22 protein-coding genes are annotated in these 19,498 nt (G+C 61.2%); 11 read left to right on the top strand and 11 right to left on the bottom strand.

The features are described 5' to 3' along the window. The first annotated feature begins 88 nt into the window (after window positions 1-88). Both AB4O12_RS14375 and AB4O12_RS14370 read left to right on the top strand, forming a co-directional pair. The gene (locus AB4O12_RS14375) at window positions 89-811 is read left to right on the top strand and encodes a response regulator (RefSeq protein WP_056788095.1); all 723 of its coding nucleotides are present in this window, start codon (window positions 89-91) and stop codon (window positions 809-811) included. Further along, the gene (locus AB4O12_RS14370) at window positions 808-2,418 is read left to right on the top strand and encodes an ATP-binding protein (RefSeq protein ID WP_041479566.1); all 1,611 of its coding nucleotides are present in this window, start codon (window positions 808-810) and stop codon (window positions 2,416-2,418) included. The genes AB4O12_RS14375 and AB4O12_RS14370 overlap by 4 nt, the downstream gene beginning before the upstream one ends. Before the next feature lie 107 nt (window positions 2,419-2,525). Here AB4O12_RS14370 and AB4O12_RS14365 read toward each other — a convergent pair whose 3' ends face one another. Next, window positions 2,526-3,251 (bottom strand): 4'-phosphopantetheinyl transferase family protein, encoded by a 726-nt coding sequence (locus AB4O12_RS14365; RefSeq protein ID WP_310217798.1) that lies wholly within the window; start codon window positions 3,249-3,251, stop codon window positions 2,526-2,528. Window positions 3,252-3,402: 151 nt separating this feature from the next. Then, window positions 3,403-4,194 (bottom strand): dienelactone hydrolase family protein, encoded by a 792-nt coding sequence (locus AB4O12_RS14360; RefSeq protein WP_460058836.1) that lies wholly within the window; start codon window positions 4,192-4,194, stop codon window positions 3,403-3,405. Between the two features lie 143 nt (window positions 4,195-4,337). On the opposite strand from AB4O12_RS14360, the gene AB4O12_RS14355 reads away from it, so the two are divergent. The 3 genes from AB4O12_RS14355 to AB4O12_RS14345 all read left to right on the top strand — a co-directional run bounded on the left by AB4O12_RS14355 (window position 4,338) and on the right by AB4O12_RS14345 (window position 7,112). Beyond that, entirely contained in the window at window positions 4,338-4,943 is a 606-nt protein-coding gene (locus tag AB4O12_RS14355) for a membrane protein (protein ID WP_041479569.1), read from the top strand. A gap of 148 nt (window positions 4,944-5,091) precedes the next feature. Beyond that, window positions 5,092-5,769: a response regulator transcription factor gene (locus AB4O12_RS14350; RefSeq protein WP_016773623.1), complete on the top strand. Its 678-nt coding sequence runs from the start codon at window positions 5,092-5,094 to the stop codon at window positions 5,767-5,769. Then, on the top strand, window positions 5,766-7,112 hold the full coding sequence (locus AB4O12_RS14345; protein ID WP_150743501.1) for an ATP-binding protein: 1,347 nt from the start codon (window positions 5,766-5,768) through the stop codon (window positions 7,110-7,112). Before AB4O12_RS14350 ends, AB4O12_RS14345 begins: the two co-directional genes overlap by 4 nt. Before the next feature lie 204 nt (window positions 7,113-7,316). Here the strand turns inward: AB4O12_RS14345 and AB4O12_RS14340 are convergent, their stop codons facing one another. Further along, window positions 7,317-8,315 (bottom strand): AraC family transcriptional regulator, encoded by a 999-nt coding sequence (locus AB4O12_RS14340; protein WP_375122552.1) that lies wholly within the window; start codon window positions 8,313-8,315, stop codon window positions 7,317-7,319. A gap of 346 nt (window positions 8,316-8,661) precedes the next feature. Here AB4O12_RS14340 and AB4O12_RS14335 point away from each other — a divergent pair, with 346 nt between their 5' ends. Together AB4O12_RS14335 and AB4O12_RS14330 are read left to right on the top strand one after the other, a co-directional pair. Beyond that, window positions 8,662-9,996: a dicarboxylate/amino acid:cation symporter gene (locus tag AB4O12_RS14335; protein ID WP_122707473.1), complete on the top strand. Its 1,335-nt coding sequence runs from the start codon at window positions 8,662-8,664 to the stop codon at window positions 9,994-9,996. Window positions 9,997-10,141: 145 nt separating this feature from the next. Beyond that, window positions 10,142-11,323, top strand: coding sequence for a CaiB/BaiF CoA transferase family protein (locus AB4O12_RS14330; protein ID WP_460058832.1), 1,182 nt, complete (start codon window positions 10,142-10,144; stop codon window positions 11,321-11,323). 107 nt (window positions 11,324-11,430) lie between these two features. On the opposite strand, the gene AB4O12_RS14325 is transcribed toward AB4O12_RS14330, so the two are convergent. Further along, on the bottom strand, window positions 11,431-11,925 hold the full coding sequence (locus AB4O12_RS14325) for a SprT family zinc-dependent metalloprotease (protein WP_024013976.1): 495 nt from the start codon (window positions 11,923-11,925) through the stop codon (window positions 11,431-11,433). A gap of 148 nt (window positions 11,926-12,073) precedes the next feature. Continuing rightward, a complete protein-coding gene (locus AB4O12_RS14320) occupies window positions 12,074-12,676 on the bottom strand; it encodes a Yip1 family protein (RefSeq protein ID WP_016773629.1) in 603 nt (200 codons plus the stop codon). Window positions 12,677-13,103: 427 nt separating this feature from the next. On the opposite strand from AB4O12_RS14320, the gene ttcA reads away from it, so the two are divergent. Together ttcA and AB4O12_RS14310 are read left to right on the top strand one after the other, a co-directional pair. Beyond that, window positions 13,104-13,928, top strand: a complete 825-nt coding sequence (ttcA, locus tag AB4O12_RS14315; RefSeq protein ID WP_024013975.1) for a tRNA 2-thiocytidine(32) synthetase TtcA — start codon at window positions 13,104-13,106, stop codon at window positions 13,926-13,928. Between the two features lie 134 nt (window positions 13,929-14,062). Continuing rightward, window positions 14,063-14,737: a DNA-3-methyladenine glycosylase I gene (locus tag AB4O12_RS14310; protein WP_016773632.1), complete on the top strand. Its 675-nt coding sequence runs from the start codon at window positions 14,063-14,065 to the stop codon at window positions 14,735-14,737. 89 nt (window positions 14,738-14,826) lie between these two features. Here the strand turns inward: AB4O12_RS14310 and AB4O12_RS14305 are convergent, their stop codons facing one another. Genes AB4O12_RS14305 through arsC form a run of 3 tightly spaced genes read right to left on the bottom strand, consistent with a single transcriptional unit; the run spans window position 14,827 to window position 16,198 of the window. Then, complete coding sequence (locus tag AB4O12_RS14305; RefSeq protein ID WP_016773633.1) at window positions 14,827-15,252, bottom strand: DUF2069 domain-containing protein; 426 nt, start codon at window positions 15,250-15,252, stop codon at window positions 14,827-14,829. Next, window positions 15,252-15,848: an NAD(P)H:quinone oxidoreductase gene (gene wrbA / locus AB4O12_RS14300; RefSeq protein ID WP_460058828.1), complete on the bottom strand. Its 597-nt coding sequence runs from the start codon at window positions 15,846-15,848 to the stop codon at window positions 15,252-15,254. Before wrbA ends, AB4O12_RS14305 begins: the two co-directional genes overlap by 1 nt. After that, on the bottom strand, window positions 15,845-16,198 hold the full coding sequence (gene arsC, locus AB4O12_RS14295; RefSeq protein WP_122707466.1) for an arsenate reductase (glutaredoxin): 354 nt from the start codon (window positions 16,196-16,198) through the stop codon (window positions 15,845-15,847). The genes wrbA and arsC overlap by 4 nt, the downstream gene beginning before the upstream one ends. Window positions 16,199-16,311: 113 nt before the next feature. Between arsC and AB4O12_RS14290 the strand changes: the two genes are divergently transcribed. After that, window positions 16,312-16,779 (top strand): TlpA disulfide reductase family protein, encoded by a 468-nt coding sequence (locus tag AB4O12_RS14290; RefSeq protein ID WP_056788124.1) that lies wholly within the window; start codon window positions 16,312-16,314, stop codon window positions 16,777-16,779. 237 nt (window positions 16,780-17,016) lie between these two features. On the opposite strand, the gene AB4O12_RS14285 is transcribed toward AB4O12_RS14290, so the two are convergent. After that, window positions 17,017-17,421 (bottom strand): META domain-containing protein, encoded by a 405-nt coding sequence (locus tag AB4O12_RS14285; RefSeq protein ID WP_217851866.1) that lies wholly within the window; start codon window positions 17,419-17,421, stop codon window positions 17,017-17,019. Beyond that, complete coding sequence (locus AB4O12_RS14280) at window positions 17,421-17,855, bottom strand: hypothetical protein (protein WP_039757838.1); 435 nt, start codon at window positions 17,853-17,855, stop codon at window positions 17,421-17,423. Before AB4O12_RS14280 ends, AB4O12_RS14285 begins: the two co-directional genes overlap by 1 nt. A gap of 134 nt (window positions 17,856-17,989) precedes the next feature. Here AB4O12_RS14280 and AB4O12_RS14275 point away from each other — a divergent pair, with 134 nt between their 5' ends. Beyond that, window positions 17,990-18,448 carry a hypothetical protein gene (locus tag AB4O12_RS14275; RefSeq protein WP_460058825.1) on the top strand — a complete coding sequence of 153 codons (459 nt, stop codon included), beginning with the start codon at window positions 17,990-17,992 and terminating at the stop codon, window positions 18,446-18,448. A gap of 6 nt (window positions 18,449-18,454) precedes the next feature. Here AB4O12_RS14275 and AB4O12_RS14270 read toward each other — a convergent pair whose 3' ends face one another. Beyond that, on the bottom strand, window positions 18,455-19,444 hold the full coding sequence (locus AB4O12_RS14270) for a 2-hydroxyacid dehydrogenase (protein WP_460058823.1): 990 nt from the start codon (window positions 19,442-19,444) through the stop codon (window positions 18,455-18,457). Window positions 19,445-19,498 lie beyond the last annotated feature (54 nt).

The following is a 19,498-nucleotide window of genomic DNA, read 5'->3' as shown; positions in this document are numbered from 1 at the left end:
TTCGCGAGCAGGCTCGCTCCCACAGGTTTTGTCCGTGTCAGGCGATTGTCTTTCTTCTTTTAATAAAAACAGCAAGCAGAGGTCACCGGTGGAGCAACAAACCTGGCAGGTATTGATCGTCGAGGATGACCAGCGACTGGCCGAGCTCACCCGCGATTACCTGCAAGCCAATGGCCTGCGCGTCGAGATCGAAGGCAACGGTGCGCTGGCGGCGGCGCGGATCATCAAGGAGCAGCCGGATCTGGTGATCCTCGATCTGATGCTGCCCGGCGAAGATGGCCTGAGCATCTGCCGCAAGGTGCGCAGCCAGTACGACGGGCCGATCCTGATGCTCACCGCGCGCACCGACGACGCTGATCAGATCCACGGCCTCGACCTCGGTGCCGACGACTATGTGTGCAAACCGGTGCGTCCGCGCTTGTTGCTGGCGCGCATCCAGGCGTTGCTGCGACGCAGTGACACACCGGAGCCGGTCGCGGAAAAATCCCGGCGGTTGCAATTCGGTCCACTGGTGGTCGACAACGCATTGCGAGAAGCCTGGCTGAGCGACAACGGCATCGAGCTGACCAGCGCCGAGTTCGACCTGCTCTGGCTGCTGGTGTCCAACGCCGGGCGGATACTTTCCCGGGAAGAAATCTTCACTGCATTGCGCGGCATCGGCTACGACGGCCAGGACCGCTCGATCGACGTGCGCATCTCGCGCATCCGCCCGAAAATCGGCGACGACCCCGATCATCCACGCCTGATCAAGACCATTCGCAGCAAAGGCTACCTGTTCGTCCCTGAGGCCTGCGCAGACCTGGCACTGTGAATTCGATCTTCCTGCGCATCTATGGCGGCATGTGCGCCGCGCTGATTCTGGTGGCGGTGCTCGGCGTGCTGGCGCTGAACCTGCTCAATCAGGTGCGCAGCGAGCAATATCGCGAACGCCTGGCCCACGGCACCTTCTCGCTGATGGCCGACAACCTGCAACCGATGAACCAGACCGAACGCCATCGCGCGCTGCTGGTGTGGGAGCGGCTGCTCGGTATACCGCTGACGCTGAAGAAATTCTCTGAAACCGACCTTGATCTGGCCCAGCGCACCCGTGTGCTGCGCGGTCAGGCGCTGGTCGAGCAGACCGGGCCACATGCGGCCAAGGTCTATCGGCTGATCAGCGAAAAAGAGCAGCTTGTACTGGTAGGAGAGGTGCAGCAGATCAGCGAGCAACTGGCCCGGGCGACCATCTATTTGCTGGCCGATGAGCTGGTGCGGGTACCGGTGGGTGAGCAGCCCAAACGTCTGGCGCAGATAAAGCAGGAAAAGGGCTTCGGCTTCGATCTGCGTCTGGTCACGGTAAATGACGCCGACATGGACGAAGACCAGAGTCGCCGCGTGGCCGAGGGCGATACGGTGATGGCGCTGGGCAAGGGCGGCGATTCGATTCGCGTCTTCGCCGGCATGGTCGGTACGCCGTGGGTGCTGGAAATCGGCCCGCTGTACCAGATGAATCCGTACCCGCCGGAATGGCTGGTATTGATTGCCGCGCTCGGTCTGACGCTGATCGGTCTCATCGTTTATCTGCTGGTGCGTCAGCTTGAGCGGCGTTTGCGCGGTCTCGAAGCAGCGGCCACGCGCATTGCCAAGGGCAGCCTGGAAACCCGTGTGCCGGCGCGCGGCGCTGACTCTGTCGGGCGGCTTGCGTCGGCGTTCAATGGCATGGCTGAGCACTTGCAACAGTTGCTGGCGATCCAACGTGAACTGGTGCGCGCGGTGTCTCATGAACTGCGTACCCCAGTGGCACGGCTGCGTTTCGGGCTGGAAATGATCGGCACGGCTACCACCCCGCAGGCACTGGAGAAATACCGCGAAGGCATGGATCACGACATAGAAGACCTCGATAAACTGGTCGATGAAATGCTCACCTATGCGCGGTTGGAGCAGGGTTCGCCGGCGCTGACCTTCCAGCGCATCGATCTGGATGCGCTGGTCAATCAGGTGATCGCAGAATTGGCGCCGCTGCGCGCCGAGGTCACGGTGCAGCGCGGTTTGTGTCTGTCATCGGCCGACAATGACGGCGCCTGGGTCGAGGCTGAACCGCGTTATCTGCATCGGGCGCTGCAGAATCTGGTGGGCAACGCGATGCGCCATGCGCATTCGCAGGTGACGGTGAGTTATCAGGTCGGCCAGTTGCGTTGCCGGATCGACGTCGAGGATGACGGGCCGGGGGTGCCGGAGGTGGCGTGGGAGCGGATCTTCACGCCGTTTCTGCGCTTGGACGATAGCCGCACGCGGGCCTCGGGCGGGCATGGTCTGGGACTGTCGATTGTGCGGCGGATCATTCACTGGCACGACGGCCGGGCGATCATTGGCAAGAGCAAGAGTCTGGGTGGGGCCTGTTTCAGTCTGAGCTGGCCGAGGAATCAGGAGCGCCGCTGAGATTCGGGATACCGCCTTCGCGAGCAGGCTCGCTCCCACATTTGAAATGCAATCCCCTGTGGGAGCGAGCCTGCTCGCGAAGGCGCCATAACAGGCAATGCAAAACTTCAGGCAGGAATGCTGACCAGACTCAACAACTGCCCATCCTGCACTGCAAACTGCGCCTCCAGCTCCGATCCGTTGCGCCATTCGCTCGACAGATCCGTCAACAACCGCAGCCTGACCTGACCCGCAGCAGTCCATTCCAGCACTTCGGCATGCTCGAAATAAAAGCGCTGCTGCACGATCGGGTACAGCGCTTTGAATAAACTCTCTTTCACCGAAAACGTCAGGGTCACCCGCAGCGCCAGTTGCTCCTGCGAGCCTGCCGCCATGCGTTGCAGTTCCGCTGGCGTGAGGATTTCCCCGGCCAAGCGTTCGGCGCGCTCATGGCTCAACAGGTTTTCCAGATCCATGCCCAAGCCGCGCCAGTGTTGCTTGTTGGCGACAATCGCCGCCGCACGGCCAGTGCTGTGGGTGATCGAACCGCAGATGTGCGCCGGCCAAACCGGCGCGCGGTCTTCGCCGATCGGCGGGACGACGTTCAGGCCTTCGAGTTGTTGCAGCGCGGCACGGGCGCAGATGCGTCCAGCGAGAAACTCGGCCTGGCGCTTGGCCACCGAGCGCTGAATGCTCGGTGGCGCCAGCACAGCGCTGCGCTGGAAGTCATCGCCAAGCAGTCGGGCCGGGTCGAAGTGGGTACTGAGCAGCACGGTATCGGCCAGGACCGTCGGCAACGGCCAATGGCTGTCTAGCGCAGTGCAGCAGGCGGGCAGGGCGGGGGTGGTATGCATGGCGGGCATTTTGCCGGTTAGTCGAGGCAAGGTCGAGAACGGCGGTGAAGCCTTCGCGAGCAGGCTCGCTCCCACAGGGGATCTTCTGCGCGACAGATATCCAGTGTGGGAGCGAGCCTGCTCGCGAAAGCCGCGCCTCGGCGTTACTGACTCAACCGAAAATCTTCTTGAAGAACGCCTGCATATCCGCCCACGACTTCTCGTCCGCCGCCTTGTTGTAACCAATGTCCGGCCCGCCATGCTCGCCATGGCTCAGGCGATCGGCATCCGGGTTGCTGAAACCGTGTTTGGCGCCATCCAGACTGACGAACTGGTAGTCCGCCCCAGCCTTGTCCATCTCTGACTTGAAGGCGGTGACGTGGTCCTGAGTGACCATGCTGTCCAGCGCCCCATGCTCGACGAGAATCTTCGCCTTCACACTGCCCGGAGTCGCCGGGGTCTTGGTCGCCAGCGCGCCATGGAAACTCACCACACCGGCCAGGGGCACACCCTGACGGGCGGCATTCAGCACCACGGCGCCACCGAAGCAATAGCCGATGGCGGCGATTTTGTTCGGGTCGGTCTGCTTTTGCTTCTTCAACAGATCGAGCCCGGCGGCGAAGCGTTTACTGGCGGCATCGGCATCCTTGGTCGCTGCCTGCATGAAGGCCATGGCGTCTTTCGGGTGCTCGGTGTTCTTGCCTTCGCCATACATGTCGATGGCCAGCGCGCTGTAGCCGAGTTCGGCGAGATCCCGCGCGCGGCGCTTGGCGTAATCGTTCAGCCCCCACCATTCGTGGACCACGACAACGCCGGGGCGTGGGCCTTTGATCGCGTCGTCATAGGCGTAGTAGCCGATCAGTTGGCTGCCGTCGGCGCTTTGGTAGGGGATTTCTTCAGTCTTGATCGCAGCCTGGGTAAGGCTGCTGACTGCCAGCAAAGTGAGGGCGAGGAACAGGCGCATGGTCGGGTGTCCTTATTGAAAGTGGTCAGAACAGCCTAGTCGATCTGGTTCAGGTCAGGTTCAGAGACGGTTCAGGGGCCGTACAGGGGCGGCTCAGTAACCTTGCGCCATACCCAAACAGCACTGTGAAAGAGGAAATACCCATGACTCGTTTAAACAAATTGCTGCTGGCTTTTACCCTGTTAGGCTCCAGCATCGCGGCGAATGCCGACGACACCAGCAACTTCGCCGGCCTGACATTCGGCCAGACCAGCGACAAGATCGACAAGTCCCACGCGCTCAACAACAACCTCGGCAACCCCAACGTCACTGGGGCCATCGACGGCAACAACACCTACGGCATGCGCCTCGGTCAGCAAAACAGCCAGGGCCGCTACTACGCCACCTATGACAACGTTTCCGGCTCGCACAATGGCGTTAAACTGCGCCAGGAAAATCTGCTCGGCAGCTATGACCTGTTCTATCCAGTAGGCGGCAGCACCAAATTGTTCGGTGGCGCCACGGCCGGTCTGACCAAACTGACGCAGGATTCGCCCGGCTTCAGCCGTGACAGCGACATCGGTTACGCCATCGGTGGCCAGGTCGGTGTGTTGCAGCAAGTTTCGCAGAACACCTCGGTGGAACTCGGTTACCGTTACCTTCGCAGCAACGCCAGCACCGAAATGAAAGAAAGCGGCGGCAGCAAACAGGGCTCGCTGGACTTGACCAGCAGCGCGCAGACCTACCTGTCGGCCAACTACTATTTCTAAGCGGTTGTCGCAGTTTGAAGTGTGGGAGCGAGCCTGCTCGCGAAAGGGGTGTATCGGCCGACACTTGCTTGGCTGATCCACCGTATTCGCGAGCAGGCTCGCTCCCACAGGTAGTTGCCTGGAGAGTTCAAGTGATAGGGAGAAAGGCATGAAACTGTTGGTCGTCGAAGACGAGGCGCTGTTGCGTCATCACCTGCAAACCCGTCTGACGGAGAGCGGTCATGTGGTCGAGTCCGTGGCCAATGCCGAGGAGGCGCTGTACCAGACCGGCCAGTACAACTTCGATCTGGCGGTGATTGATCTCGGCCTGCCGGGCATGGGCGGCCTCGACCTGATCCGCCAGTTGCGCTCGGGCGGCAAGACCTTCCCGATCCTGATCCTCACCGCGCGCGGCAACTGGCAGGACAAGGTCGAAGGGCTCGCCGCCGGTGCCGACGATTACGTGGTCAAGCCGTTCCAGTTCGAAGAACTCGATGCGCGCCTGAACGCATTGCTGCGGCGCTCCAGCGGCTTCACCCAGTCGACCATCGTCGCCGGGCCGTTGCTGCTCGACCTCAATCGCAAACAGGCCAGCCTCGATGAACAACCGCTGGCGCTGACCGCTTACGAATACCGCATCCTCGAATACCTCATGCGCCACCATCAGCAGGTGGTGCCCAAGGATCGCTTGATGGAGCAGCTCTATCCGGACGATGACGAGCGCGATCCGAATGTCATCGAAGTGCTGGTCGGCCGTCTGCGCCGCAAGCTCGAAGGCCCGGCCGGGTTCAAGCCGATCGACACCGTGCGCGGCCTCGGCTACCTGTTCAATGAGCGCTGCACTTGATCCGTTCCCTTCGCGTACGCTTGATGCTCGCCGCCACCACGTTGGCGGTGTTGTTCATGCTTGCCTTGCTGCCGGCGATGCAGGGTGCCTTCAGCCTTGCCTTGCAGGACTCGATCGAGCAACGTCTGGCCTCCGATGTCACCACATTGATCTCCGCCGCCCGGGTGGAAAACGGTCGGCTGGTGATGCCGTCGCAATTGCCGGACGAACGCTTCAACCTCACCGACTTCCGTTTGCTCGGCTATATCTACGACCGCGACGGCAAACTGGTGTGGCGCTCGAAAGCCACCCAGGAAGAGCAGATCAACTACAAACCGCGCTACGACGGTCTCGGCAATGAGTTCGCGCGGATTCGTGAAGCCAGCGGTCAGGAGTTCTTCGTCTACGACGTCGAAGTCAAATTGCTCGGCGGCAAAAGCGCGGCATTCAGCATCGTCGCTCTGCAACCGGTGCGTGAATACGAAACCACCCTCGAAGGCCTGCGCGAAAATCTCTATCTGGGCTTCGGTGCGGCGTTGCTGGTATTGCTGGCGCTGCTATGGATCGGCCTGACCTGGGGCCTCAAGGCCTTGCGCCGTTTGAGCCAGGAACTCGACGAAATCGAAGGCGGCACCCGCGAAAGCCTGACGGAAAAACACCCGCGTGAACTGCTGCGCCTGACCGGCTCGCTCAACCGCTTGCTGCTCAGCGAACGCCAGCAACGCAGCCGCTACCGCGACTCCCTCGACGACCTCGCCCACAGCCTGAAAACCCCGTTGGCGGTGCTGCAAGGCGTCAGCGAAGACATGGCCCAGCGCCCCGAAGACCGCGACCAGGCCTGGGTTCTGCAAAGTCAGATCGAACGCATGAGCCAGCAGATCAGCTACCAACTGCAACGGGCCAGCCTGCGCAAAAGCGGCCTGGTGCGCCATCAGGTGCGCCTGCAACCGGTGCTCAAAAGCCTTTGCGACACGCTGGACAAGGTCTACCGCGACAAACACGTGCGCGTGACCTTTGATCTGCCGGAGCACTGCTACGTGCCGATCGAGCAGGGCGCCTTGCTGGAAATGCTCGGCAACCTGCTGGAAAACGCCTATCGCCTGTGCCTCGGCGAAGTGCGGGTCAGCGTGCGCGAATCACTGGCCGGGATCGAGTTGTGTGTCGAGGATGATGGCCCGGGTGTTCCACTCGATCAGCGTGCGCGGATTCTCGAACGCGGCGAACGCCTGGATGCCCAACATCCGGGGCAGGGCATCGGGCTGGCGGTGGTCAAAGACATCATCGAAAGCTACAACGCGCGTTTGGCTTTGGGTGATTCACCGATGGGCGGGGCGGCGTTCAGGATTGATTTTCCTGCGGTGTGATTGCGAGCTGCCCTCACCCTAACCCTCTCCCAGAGGTAGAGGGGACTGACCGAAGTGTCTTTGGAAAATTATCGACCTGAGCGATTTGCAGCGAATATGGATTCAATAGAGAGCTTGCAGGTCGGCGTATTTCTCAAGCATCCCCCAATCAGTCCCCTCTCCCTCCGGGAGAGGGTTAGGGTGAGGGGCTTTTGATTTAGCGCCTCATTGCTCCTGCGACCGATAAGCCCCCGGTGTCAGCCCCGTCCATTTCTTGAACGCCCGATGAAACGCCGAAGGCTCAGAGAACCCGAGCTGCTCGGCAATCTGTTGCAACGACAGCTCCGCCCGGCCCAGATGGTAGATGGCGATATCCCGCCGCAGCTGATCCTTGAGTTCCTGAAAACTGGTGCCTTCCTCGCGCAAATGCCGGCGCAAGGTCTGCGGGCTGATATGCAGATGCGCCGCAACCGCTTCCAGATCAGGCCAGTGCGCAGCGTCGCGACTGAGCAAGCGGCGCAGGCGGCTGCTCAGGCTGTCGCCGTCGTCCGGGCGCGAGAGCAGGTCGGCGGGGGAGCGTTCGAGAAAATGCTTGAGCGTGCGTTCGTCCTGCAACAGCGGCATGGCCAGATAGCGACTGTGAAACAGCAGGCTGCTTTGCTCGGCATCAAAGGTCAGCGGGCAGGGGAACAGCAGGTCGTATTCGCTGCCGTGCTCGGGGCGCGGATAGCTGAAGGTTGCCTGCTCCAGGCGTATCCGCTGGCCGATCAGCCAACTGCCGAGGCGGTGCCAGATCACCAACAGGCTCTCGCTGAGAAAATGATCCGGGTCCCACGACTGCGCGTCGTCCAGGCTCAAACGCACCCATTCGTCTTCGCGACGCAGGGTCAGGCGTGGGGCGTCGGGGAACAGGCTGTAAAACAACAAGCCACGTTGCAGAGCCTTCTCCAGGTTGCGGCAGTGAATCGAGGCGTGGCACATCATGGCGAAGCTGCCGGGCTTGCTCGGGGCGTTACCGAAACCCAGGTATTCGTCGTCCAGCGCCAGCCACAGCCCTTGAATCAGCCGGGTGAACTGCTCAGGGGCAATCCGCGCGCGGGGCTCGTCGAGCAACTCCGGGCTGATCCCCAGTTGCTGTAACAGGCCTGAATAATCCAGGCCGCGCCGGCGCGCACCGCCAAGGGCGGCACGGGCGAAATGGCTGGCGATGGTGCGTTCGCGCATAAGCGGCAATCCTTGTTCAGGCACCGATCGTAATGGCGGGCCGGCAACGCCACAAGGCGGATTTCCGCCAAATTGCAGGACGCTGAACGCTCAGTTGGCGGAAATCCGCCATGCCTCAAGTCGCTGATTGGTGACAGGGAACTCCCGCAGGCCCTGATATCAAAAGGCTTGCTGCCATTTGCACCAATCTGGCACGACGTTTGCGATACAAGCCACAGAAGCGTGCATTCTCCGACCGGGAAAAATGCCGTTCCAACAACAAATCCCTCCAGTGCAGGAGGGTTCGCAATTAAGGTTCGGCGCTCGACAGATGGATGTTGCCGCTGGACGCTTGAGGAAACCTGCAATGACGACTCGTCAGCCACTGTACAAATCCCTGTATTTCCAGGTGATCGTTGCCATCGCCATCGGCATCCTGCTCGGTCACTTCTATCCGCAGACCGGTGTGGCCCTCAAGCCACTGGGTGACGGCTTCATCAAGCTGATCAAAATGGTCATCGCCCCGATCATCTTCTGTACTGTTGTCAGCGGCATCGCCGGCATGCAGAACATGAAGTCGGTAGGCAAGACCGGCGGATACGCGCTGCTGTACTTCGAAATCGTTTCGACCATTGCCCTGCTGATCGGTCTGATCGTGGTCAACGTTGTGCAACCGGGCGCCGGCATGCACATCGACGTCACCACCCTGGACGCCTCGAAAATCGCCACCTACGTGACGGCCAGTAAAGACCAGAGCATTGTCGGTTTCCTCCTCAATGTGATCCCGAACACCATCGTCGGCGCGTTCGCCACCGGTGACATCCTGCAAGTGCTGATGTTCTCGGTGATCTTCGGCTACGCCCTGCATCGCCTCGGCTCGTACGGCCGTCCGCTGCTGGACATGATCGATCGCTTCGCCCACGTGATGTTCAACATCATCAACATGATCATGAAACTGGCGCCACTGGGTGCGTTCGGTGCCATGGCGTTCACCATCGGTGCCTACGGTGTCGGCTCGCTGGTGCAACTGGGCCAGTTGATGATCTGCTTCTACATCACCTGCGTCCTGTTCGTCGTGCTGGTGCTGGGTGCGATCTGCCGGGCTCACGGTTTCAGCGTGTTCAAACTGGTGCGCTACATCCGTGAAGAGCTGTTGATCGTACTGGGTACGTCCTCGTCGGAATCGGCACTGCCACGCATGCTGATCAAGATGGAGCGTCTGGGCGCGAAGAAATCCGTCGTGGGTCTGGTGATCCCGACCGGTTACTCGTTCAACCTCGACGGTACTTCGATCTACCTGACCATGGCCGCCGTGTTCATCGCTCAGGCGACTGATACGCACATGGACATCACCCACCAGATCACTCTGCTGCTGGTGCTGCTGCTGTCCTCCAAAGGCGCGGCAGGTGTGACCGGTTCGGGCTTCATCGTTCTGGCCGCGACGCTGTCGGCCGTAGGTCACCTGCCGGTTGCCGGTCTGGCGCTGATCCTCGGTATCGACCGCTTCATGTCCGAAGCCCGCGCACTGACCAACCTGGTCGGTAACGCTGTAGCGACCATCGTCGTCGCCAAGTGGGTCAAGGAGCTGGACACCGATCAACTGCAGACCGAGCTGGCTTCCGGCGGTCGCGGTATCTCCGATGAGCGTGAAGAAGACGACCTGGGTGTGGCTGAAGGCCCAACCCCGAGCAATGTGAAGTAAGCATCGCTTGCACAGAAAAACCCGCTTCGGCGGGTTTTTTCTTGCCCGGAATTTGAGCGCAACGGTCACACCTGCTGACATTTGCGGTGATTGCCGCATCGCCGATGGCTGCCTAGGCTGAGTACATCGCCCAAGGAGTTCGCCCATGTCTGCACCGCTGGCCTCACTGAAGATTCTCGATTTCTCGACCTTGCTGCCGGGGCCATTCGCCTCGTTGCTGCTGGCGGACATGGGCGCCGAGGTGCTGCGCATCGAATCGCCGACGCGTATGGATCTGCTGCGGGTGCTGCCGCCGCATGATGGCGGGGTCTCGGCCAGCCACGCTTATCTGAACCGCAACAAGCGCAGTCTGGCGCTGGACCTGAAACAGCCCGAAGCGCTGCAGATCATCAAGCAACTGCTGGGCGAGTACGACATCGTCCTCGAGCAGTTTCGCCCCGGGGTGATGGAGCGCCTGGGCCTAGGTTATGAAGCGTTGAAAGCGATCAATCCAAAGCTGATTTATGTGTCGATCAGCAGTTACGGCCAGACCGGGCCGTACAAGGAGCGCGCCGGGCATGACATCAACTATCTGGCGCTGGCCGGGCTGGCTAGCTACACCGGTCGCGCCGACAGCGGGCCGTTGCCGCTGGGCATGCAGGTGGCAGACGTGGCGGGCGGCTCGCTACACGGCGTGATCGGCTTGCTGGCAGCGGTGATTGCCCGTCAGCAAACCGGGCAGGGCACCCATCTGGATGTGAGCATGACCGACTGCGCGTTCAGCCTGAACGCCATGGCCGGCGCTGGCTATCTGGCCTGCGGCGCGGAACCGGGCCGCGAAGATCAGATGCTCAACGGCGGCAGTTTCTATGACTATTACCGCACCCGGGATGGGCGCTGGATGTCGGTGGGCAGTCTGGAGCCAGCGTTCATGCAGCAATTGTGCACGGCACTGGGCCGGCCGGAACTGGCCGCGCAAGGGTTGTCGCCCAGGCCTGAGCAACAACAAGCCTTGAAAGAGGCGTTGCGCATCGAATTCGAGCGGCACGATTTTGCAGAACTGTGTGAGTTGTTCGCCGGGGTCGATGCCTGTGTCGAGCCGGTGTTGAGTTTGGGCGAGGCGTTGCGCCATCCGCAGTTACAGGCGCGGGAGCTGGTGACCCAGGTGCCGCGCGGCGATGGCACGACGCAGGCGCAGATGGCCTGTCCGTTGAAATTCTCTGAGGCGTTGCCGGCGCCAAGGCATGTTGGTGCGGGGTTGGGGCAGCATACGGATGAGGTGTTGGGGGAGTTAGGGTTGAGTGCTGAGCGGATCACCGAGTTGCGTTCGGCCAGGGTGATTCTGTAGCGCTCATGCCGCCGCCTTCGCGAGCAGGCTCGCTCCCACATTGAAATGCATTCCCCTGTGGGAGCGAGCCTGCTCGCGAAGGGGCCCGCCGATACTCTACAAAACTGTCATTCCACCCGCATTTCACCACTGAACACCAGCGTACTGCGGCAACGCCGGCATAAATACCGCCGCCCTTGCCGCACCAGGCCATGGCGCTGGGCGGTAAACGGGAAATCACTGTCGGGGCACGGGCATTTGTAGATATAGCGGGTCACGCTGCGCCGCTTGATTTCATAGGTGTGGCAGCGATCCGGCGGCAGTTCGTAGACGCCGCGCATGATCAGTTGCCACTCCTCGCCATGGGGCTGGATGCGGTCGCCGAACAGTTGATGAGCGATCAGGTGGGCGACTTCGTGGGCCACGGTCTGCTTGAGGAAGTGTTCGGTGTTTTCCCGGTACAGCTGCGGGTTGAAGCGCAGCAGGTTCTCGTGCAGATGCGCGACACCGGCTTTCTGCCCGCGCAGCTTGAGGCTGACCACGGGGCGTTTGAAGGAACGTTTGAAAAAGGATTCAGCGAGTTGGTAACAATCTTCGACGCGGGTATTGAGTTGCTCGGGCATGCTTGATGGATCTCCAGAGACGCCGAGTATGCCGTAACCCCGGCGACTTGCGAATCGTCGACCTGCCGAATGGTCGTCGCCCCAACGAGAAGGCCGCCTTGCGGCGGCCTGTATTGGCAGATGTTGTTTTTCTCAGGGAGGAAACAGGTCAGTTGGTATAGACCGGGCCGACACCCAGGCCCCAGACAATCACGGTGAACGCCATGATCGCCACCAGCACCACCAGCCCAACCGCGAGCACCGAGCTGGAAAACAGAAAGCCTTCATCCGAAGGGATGTTCATGAACGTCGGCAAGCCGACATACAAAAGATAGACCGTGTAGCAGATGGCCGCCGTACCGACGATCATCCCCAGCCACATGTGCGGATACAGCGCCGCCAGACCGCCGACGAACAACGGTGTCGCCGTGTAAGTGGCGAATGCCACGCAACGGGCCAGGCTTGGATTGGCGTCATAGGTGCGCGCCATCCAGTGCACGAAGGCGCCCATCACCGCGACCCCGCCGAGCATCGCCAGGTACGACATGATGGTCATCCACAAGGCGCTTTCGAACGTGAGCATCACCGGCGCGCGGTTGCCGATCACCCAGCCGACCTGGGTCGTGCCGATGAACGCCGAAACAGCGGGGATCGCCGCTAGAATCAGCGTGTGCGTCAGGTACATGTGGCTGATGCTTTCCTCTTGGTCGCCACGGATCTCCTTCCATTCCTGATCGGGGTGGGTAAACAGTCCCACTACGTGATGGATCATGCCATTCACTCCTCTTGTCATTGCCATCGCCCCCCAACGGAGCGCCTACGGGCCAAGATGGCCGAGCAAATACAGGTCTTCAGATGTGTGCGACCTTATGTCGCAGTATAGAAAGGAGTCCAGCGCACCGGTATGCCGGGCTTAGAGCAAATCGCGCTGTAAACGGGATGGATAATCGCCTCGGGGTCTTGCGCGGGAAGGCATTTTTGGGGTTGAAACACTTTTTGTGGCGAGGGGATTTATCCCCGTTCGGCTGCGCAGCAGTCGCCAGCCCATTCAGCGCGCAGTGTCAGGCATTACGAGTTCCCAGGTTTTGGGGCTGCTTCGCAACCCAGCGGGGATAAATCCCCTCGCCACAGATGCTTCGCGCTACCAGGGTTTTTGCGTAAAATGCCGGCCTTTCGTCACACCTCACGGATTTCGCGTCATGGGCACTCTTACGGTCAACCAGAACAAACTGCAAAAGCGCCTGCGCCGCCTGGCCGGCGAAGCGGTCGCCGATTTCAACATGATCGAAGACGGCGACAAGGTCATGGTCTGCCTGTCCGGGGGCAAGGACAGCTACACCATGCTCGACGTGCTGATGCACCTGCAGAAGGTTGCACCGATCAAGTTCGACATCGTCGCGGTGAACATGGACCAGAAACAGCCGGGCTTTCCCGAGCACGTGCTGCCGGCCTACCTGAAAGAACTGGGCATCGAGTACCACATCGTCGAGAAGGACACTTACTCGGTGGTCAAGGAACTGGTGCCGGAAGGCAAGACCACCTGCTCGCTGTGCTCGCGCCTGCGTCGCGGCACCCTGTACACCTTCGCTGACGAAATCGGCGCGACGAAAATGGCCCTCGGTCATCACCGCGACGACATCGTCGAAACGTTCTTCCTCAACATGTTCTTCAACGGCACCCTCAAAGCGATGCCGCCGAAGCTGCGCGCCGACGATGGCCGCAACGTGGTGATTCGCCCGCTGGCTTACTGCAACGAGAAGGACATTCAGGCCTACTCGGACTTGAAGCAATTCCCGATCATCCCGTGCAACCTCTGCGGCTCGCAGGAAAACCTGCAGCGCCAGGTGGTCAAGGAAATGCTCCAGGACTGGGATCGCAAGACCCCGGGCCGCACCGAATCGATTTTCCGCAGCCTGCAGAACGTGGTGCCATCGCAACTGGCCGACCGCAACCTGTTCGACTTCACCAGCCTGAAGATCGACGAAACCGCGGCTTCGCGCTTCGTTAACGTCGTCAATCTGTAAACACCTTCAAATGTGGGAGCGAGCCTGCTCGCGAAAGCGGTGTGTCATTCAACTGATTGGTTGACTGAGACTCCCTCTTCGCGAGCAGGCTCGCTCCCACATTGGTTTCTTCGCTTCATTCAATAGGAGAGGGCATGCGCGATTACAAGTGGCTGCACGAATACTGTCTGAACCGTTTCGGTTCGGCGGCTGAACTGGAAGCCCATCTGCCCGTTCCCAAGACCCCCGCACAACTGCGCAAGATCCGCGATGACCGCTATCTCTCGACCATGGCCTTGCGGGTTTTTCGCGCCGGGCTCAAGCACAGCCTGGTCGACGCCAAGTGGCCGGCGTTCGAAGAAGTGTTCTTCAAGTTCGATCCGGAAAAAGTCGTGCTGATGAGCGCCGAGCACCTTGAGCGGCTGATGCAGGATGCGCGGATCATCCGCCATCTGGGCAAGCTGAAAAGTGTGCCGCGCAATGCGCAGTTCATTCTCGATGTGGAAAAGGACAAGGGCAGCTTCGGCGCATTGATCGCCGACTGGCCGGTGACCGATATCGTCGGCCTGTGGACGTACCTGAAAAAGCACGGCCACCAACTTGGCGGGCTGTCGGCGCCACGCTTTTTGCGCATGGTCGGCAAGGACACGTTCGTGCCGAGCTACGACGTGGTCGCGGCGCTTAATGCGCAGAAGATCGTCGACAAAGTGCCGACCAGCCAGCGCGATCTGGCGACGGTGCAGAACGCGTTCAACCAGTGGCACGAACAGAGCGGCGGACGGCCGATGAGCCAGATTTCGATGATGCTCGCCTATACCGTGAACCATTAAGACCGCGTCGCTGCATTCGCGAGCAGGCTCGCTCCCACATCTGGAATGCATTCCCCTGTGGGAGCGAGCCTGCTCGCGAAAGCGGTCGTTCAGGCGACGCTGATCTCGCCTTCACCCGCCAATTTGCGATTCAGCTGATACCGCCAGCGCACATACAGCAGCGCCGAGCAGAACACCGCCAGGCTTGCGGCCATTTCCAGCAGGCCGAACAACTGCCGGTTGGGGTCGTACGCCGCCAGCGCGCCTTTGATGAAGTACAGGTTCACCACAAAGCACATCCACGAATGGCCACGGGCGCTGCCCATGATCATCGCCGGGGCGAGCACCAGCCACGGGATCAGCTCGACCAGCAGAATCACCCAAGGCCGCGCGCCATGCAGATCGGCGAACAGCAGGTAATAAACAGCCAGCAAGCCGGCGAGGGCGAAAAAGCTCAGCAGGCTGAGCACGCGCATCGCCTTGACCCGTGGCTCAAGCCACTCTATCGAGGGCAGGACTTTCGGCTTCTTCGCCATCAGCCCACCAGCTTCTGTGAGGTTTTCGCCAGGCGCAGACCGAGTGCGCGACACAGCGCCACTTCGTGCTGATCAAGACCGTTCTTGCCGTCGGCACCGGCGTGATGGCTGGCCCCGTAAGGCGTGCCGCCACCTTCGGTTTCGAGCAGGGCCGATTCGCTGTAGGGCAGGCCGGTGATCAACATGCCGTGATGCAACAGCGGCAACATCATCGACAGCAGCGTGGTTTCCTGACCGCCGTGCAGGCTGGCGGTGGAGGTAAACACGCCGGCCGGTTTGCCGACCAGCGCGCCAGTCAGCCAGAGGTTGCTGGTGCCGTCGAGGAAGTACTTGAGCGGCGCGGCCATGTTGCCGAAACGCGTCGGACTGCCCAAGGCGAGGCCGGCGCAGTTCTTCAGATCATCGAGGCTGGCGTAGAGCGCGCCTTCAGCGGGAATGTCCGCCGCCACTGCTTCGCACTCGGTGGAAATCGCCGGCACCGTACGCAGACGCGCTTCCATTCCGGCCTGCTCGATACCACGGGCGATCTGCCGGGCCATCTCGTTGGTCGAACCGTTGCGGCTGTAATAGAGAACCAGAATGTACGGCGTGCTCATGGCAACAACTCCAGCACGTTTTCCGGTGGGCGACCGATGACGGCCTTGTCGCCGACTTCGAGAATCGGCCGCTCCATGAGTTTCGGGTGCGTGGCGATGGCGTCGATCAGCTGCTGCTCGCTGAGGCTGGCGTCGGCCAGATTCAGGGTTTTGTATTCCTCTTCACCGCTGCGCAGCAGCTGTCGCGCGCTGATCCCGAGCTTGCCGAGCAGGGCCTTGATCTGCGCGGCGCTGAGCGGCGTTTCCAGGTAGCGCACGACAGTCGGATGCAAGCCGCGGGCTTCGAGCAGTTCCAGCGCGCCGCGGGATTTCGAGCAGCGCGGATTGTGATAAAGCGTCAGATCGGTCATGGCGGGTCGCTTCTGGCGTAAAGTGGCGGCTATTCTAACTGTGCGGCGCGCAATCCAGAACCGTCAGAGGCGATGGGTCGCAGGCGCTTTCGAATTTTCACAAGGAACACGACATGACACGGCGATTGGCAGCGGCATTGACGATAATCGGGGCGTTGATGCTGGGGGGCTGCGGTAATGATTACGGCATCGACCAGAACGGCCAGAAGGTAGCGTCCGAACGTCTGGACAAGCAGTGGGTGGTGCTCAATTACTGGGCCGAATGGTGTGGCCCATGCCGCACGGAAATTCCCGAGCTGAATCATTTGGCTGATGAGCTCAAGAGCAAGAACGTCGGGGTGTTCGGGGTCAATTTCGACAATGTGCAGGGCGCGGAGTTGAAAGAGGCGAGCGAAAAACTCGGCATCAAGTTCACCGTGCTGGCGCAGGATCCGGCCGAGCTGTTCGACCTGCCGCGCAGTGAGGCGCTGCCGGTGACCTTCATCATCGATGACAAAGGCAAGGTGCGTGAGCAGTTGCTGGGTGAGCAGACGGCGGCGGGGGTGATGGCGAAGCTGGAGGCGTTGCAGGCTACGAAGTAAACCGCCAGAAGCCCCTCACCCCAGCCCTCTCCCGGGGGAGAGGGGGCCGACCGAGGTGTCTTTCGTCGTACATCGACCTGAGACACCGAGTTGATTATGGTCCCGTCAGACAGAATCCAGTCGATTATGGATTCGGCGAAGAATTACCACGTCGACATAACTCTTCAATATCCCCCAATCAGTCCCCTCTCCCTCTGGGAGAGGGTTAGGGTGAGGGCCTTGGCGATTCAGGGCGGATCAACCCTCTTCGAGCCACCAGCGCAACGGTTTGCCTTGAGCCGGCCAGAAGCGTATCTGCTCGATGGGCGAAATGTCCCAGCGCTCGACTTTTTCCAGCGCCTGCAAGAACCGTTGTTCCTGCTCCATCAGCGCCGGGGCGCAGAGCTTGCGGGTCTTGCCGATCTTGCCGAAAGTCAGCTTGTCGCCGTCCTGCGTGTACGGCGCGAACCAATGGTTGCAGCCGCCGTTGCCGTAGGCGCGGCCGTCATCGCCGAGGGTCACGGTCAGGTGGCTGTAATCCATCAATGGCCGCTCGCCGATCCATTCCAGAATGTAGCTGCGGTTGTGCTGCAGTTGCACCGGCTCTGCGGCGCAACCAGCCAGGCCGACACCGATCAGTGCGGTCAGGGCGAGGCGTTTCATCATGCAGGCTCCTGGCATTTCGGGCACAGGTGCTTGTCGCCGACGGCTTTCCAGCCGAGCTCGGCGATGCGCGCGGTGGCGGCAGGTTTCTCGGCGGTCTTGCCAAGTTTGGCATCCACGGCGAATTCGAAACTCAGCTCTTTCGCGCAGCTGTCGCAGTTGACCTGCCAGGTGTGAATGGCCAGTTCGCCAAACACCGGGCCTGTGGTCATTGCGGTCCATTGGCCTGGCGGATTGATCAAGTGGCGGACCGTGTCGACGGTCAGGCGCATGGACAAATCCTTGCTGCCTTTGAGGGTGACCAACAGGGCATCGCCGATGCGGATCGAGCCACCGTTACCGGTCACCTGATAGCGGCCCGGAACGAGGGCGCGGCATTCGGTGAGGGTGTGTTGCGGGTTCATCAGGGTGTAGCGGAAATCGTGTTCGACCATGGGTCCTCCAAATATGCGCGACATGCTAGCACGGGCTCGATTGCAGAATGATGCACGCGTGCGACCTTCGATCCGGTTCAAATGCGCCGACAGTCATGGCACACTGCCGGCCCCCGAATCTGAAGGAACGGAACATGGCGCTGATCGAATGTTATGAATGCAAGCGGAGCGTCAGTTCCGAAGCGCTGGTGTGCATTCACTGCGGCGCGCCGATGGCCGAGCACGCCGCCATGCAGGCGCAATCGACGGCGGCACCGGTGCAAGCCGCGACGATTTCCTTCGGCAGCCTGCCACGCAACAACGCAGTGCCCGAGGCGGTTGCGCCGCCAGTGTCCGAGCCTTTACCCAAAGTGATGCCGGCAGCAGCAGGGCGTCGCCGTCGTCAGCAGGCCGCAGAACAGGCTCGCGAGGAGCAGCAACCGCTCAACGCCGATGGCAGCCGCCCGGTGGAGGGCTGGCTGAAAATCATGGTGTTTCTGCTACCGGCGTTTTTCGTCTGGTTCCTGCTGCGCAACGGCCACTCCAGCAAGCAGCGCCTGCTCGGGTTCGGCTGGCTGGGCTTGCTGATCCTGGCGTCTTCGCTGTCCAAGTAAAACCGTTCAACCCTCGACCTGGTTCTGCGGCGAACCTGCCGCCCAGGTCGCGATGTTGTGCAGGGTGGTCGCGGCAATCGCGCCCAATGCTTCGCGGGTCAGAAACGCCTGATGCGCGGTGATGATCACGTTGGGAAACGTCAGCAGACGCGCCAGCACATCGTCCTGCAACGGCAGGTCGGAGCGATCCTCGAAAAACAGCTGCGCCTCTTCCTCGTAAACATCCAGCCCCAGATAACCGAGTTGGCCGTCCTTCAGCGCGTCGATCAGCGCCGGCGTGTCCACCAGCCCGCCACGCCCGGTGTTGATCAGCATCGCGCCCGCCTGCATGTGCGCCAGTGAATCGCGATTGATCAGATGCTTGCTCTGTTCGTTGAGCGGGCAATGCAGGCTGATGATCCGTGATTGCGCGAGCAACTCCGGCAGGCTCAGATAACGTGCGCCCAACGCCAGCACCTCGGGATTGGGATACGGATCGTAGGCCAGCAATTCACAGCCGAAGCCGTGCATGATTTTCGCGAAGGTCGCACCAATCTGCCCAGTGCCGACGATGCCGACGGTTTTGCCGACCAGATCGAAACCGGTCAGGCCATGCAGGCTGAAATCGCCTTCGCGGGTGCGGTTGTAGGCACGATGCAAGCGACGATTGAGGGCGAGGATCAGCGCCACGGCATGCTCGGCCACGGCATGCGGCGAGTAGGCCGGCACGCGAACCACGGCCAGGCCGAGGCGTTTCGCCGCCGGCAGGTCGACATGATTGTAACCGGCCGAACGCAGGGCAATCAGCCGCGTGCCGCCAGCCGCGAGGCGTTCGAGCACCGGGGCGCTGAGGTCGTCATTGATGAACGCGCAGACCACTTCGTGCTGCTCGGCCAGCGCCGCCGTATCGAGGCTCAGTCGCGCCGCTTGAAAATGCAATTCAAGCCCGGCCGGGCAGTCGGCGCCGAGAAAGCTGTCGCGATCGTAGGTCTGACTGCTGAAAAAGATTGTGCGCATGAATCCTCCTGGAACATCGACGCGGGCCGCAATGGCCCGCGACAACTGTAGCGC

Source organism: Pseudomonas sp. S2_A05 (genome assembly GCF_054668485.1).
This window is presented reverse-complemented; position numbering and strand designations above follow the sequence as displayed.

Coding starts and splice junctions, on each gene's coding strand:
- AB4O12_RS14335 (WP_122707473.1), top strand. CDS start 8,662: ATGACGACTCGTCAGCCACTGTACAAATCCCTGTATTTCCAGGTGATC.
- AB4O12_RS14285 (WP_217851866.1), bottom strand. CDS start 17,421: ATGAAACGCCTCGCCCTGACCGCACTGATCGGTGTCGGCCTGGCTGGT.
- AB4O12_RS14360 (WP_460058836.1), bottom strand. CDS start 4,194: ATGCGCCTGTTCCTCGCCCTCACTTTGCTGGCAGTCAGCAGCCTTACC.
- AB4O12_RS14340 (WP_375122552.1), bottom strand. CDS start 8,315: ATGCGCGAACGCACCATCGCCAGCCATTTCGCCCGTGCCGCCCTTGGC.
- wrbA (WP_460058828.1), bottom strand. CDS start 15,848: ATGAGCACGCCGTACATTCTGGTTCTCTATTACAGCCGCAACGGTTCG.
- AB4O12_RS14280 (WP_039757838.1), bottom strand. CDS start 17,855: ATGGTCGAACACGATTTCCGCTACACCCTGATGAACCCGCAACACACC.
- AB4O12_RS14365 (WP_310217798.1), bottom strand. CDS start 3,251: ATGCATACCACCCCCGCCCTGCCCGCCTGCTGCACTGCGCTAGACAGC.
- AB4O12_RS14330 (WP_460058832.1), top strand. CDS start 10,142: ATGTCTGCACCGCTGGCCTCACTGAAGATTCTCGATTTCTCGACCTTG.
- AB4O12_RS14270 (WP_460058823.1), bottom strand. CDS start 19,444: ATGCGCACAATCTTTTTCAGCAGTCAGACCTACGATCGCGACAGCTTT.
- arsC (WP_122707466.1), bottom strand. CDS start 16,198: ATGACCGATCTGACGCTTTATCACAATCCGCGCTGCTCGAAATCCCGC.
- AB4O12_RS14275 (WP_460058825.1), top strand. CDS start 17,990: ATGGCGCTGATCGAATGTTATGAATGCAAGCGGAGCGTCAGTTCCGAA.
- AB4O12_RS14350 (WP_016773623.1), top strand. CDS start 5,092: ATGAAACTGTTGGTCGTCGAAGACGAGGCGCTGTTGCGTCATCACCTG.
- AB4O12_RS14305 (WP_016773633.1), bottom strand. CDS start 15,252: ATGGCGAAGAAGCCGAAAGTCCTGCCCTCGATAGAGTGGCTTGAGCCA.
- ttcA (WP_024013975.1), top strand. CDS start 13,104: ATGGGCACTCTTACGGTCAACCAGAACAAACTGCAAAAGCGCCTGCGC.
- AB4O12_RS14320 (WP_016773629.1), bottom strand. CDS start 12,676: ATGATCCATCACGTAGTGGGACTGTTTACCCACCCCGATCAGGAATGG.
- AB4O12_RS14355 (WP_041479569.1), top strand. CDS start 4,338: ATGACTCGTTTAAACAAATTGCTGCTGGCTTTTACCCTGTTAGGCTCC.
- AB4O12_RS14325 (WP_024013976.1), bottom strand. CDS start 11,925: ATGCCCGAGCAACTCAATACCCGCGTCGAAGATTGTTACCAACTCGCT.
- AB4O12_RS14310 (WP_016773632.1), top strand. CDS start 14,063: ATGCGCGATTACAAGTGGCTGCACGAATACTGTCTGAACCGTTTCGGT.
- AB4O12_RS14290 (WP_056788124.1), top strand. CDS start 16,312: ATGACACGGCGATTGGCAGCGGCATTGACGATAATCGGGGCGTTGATG.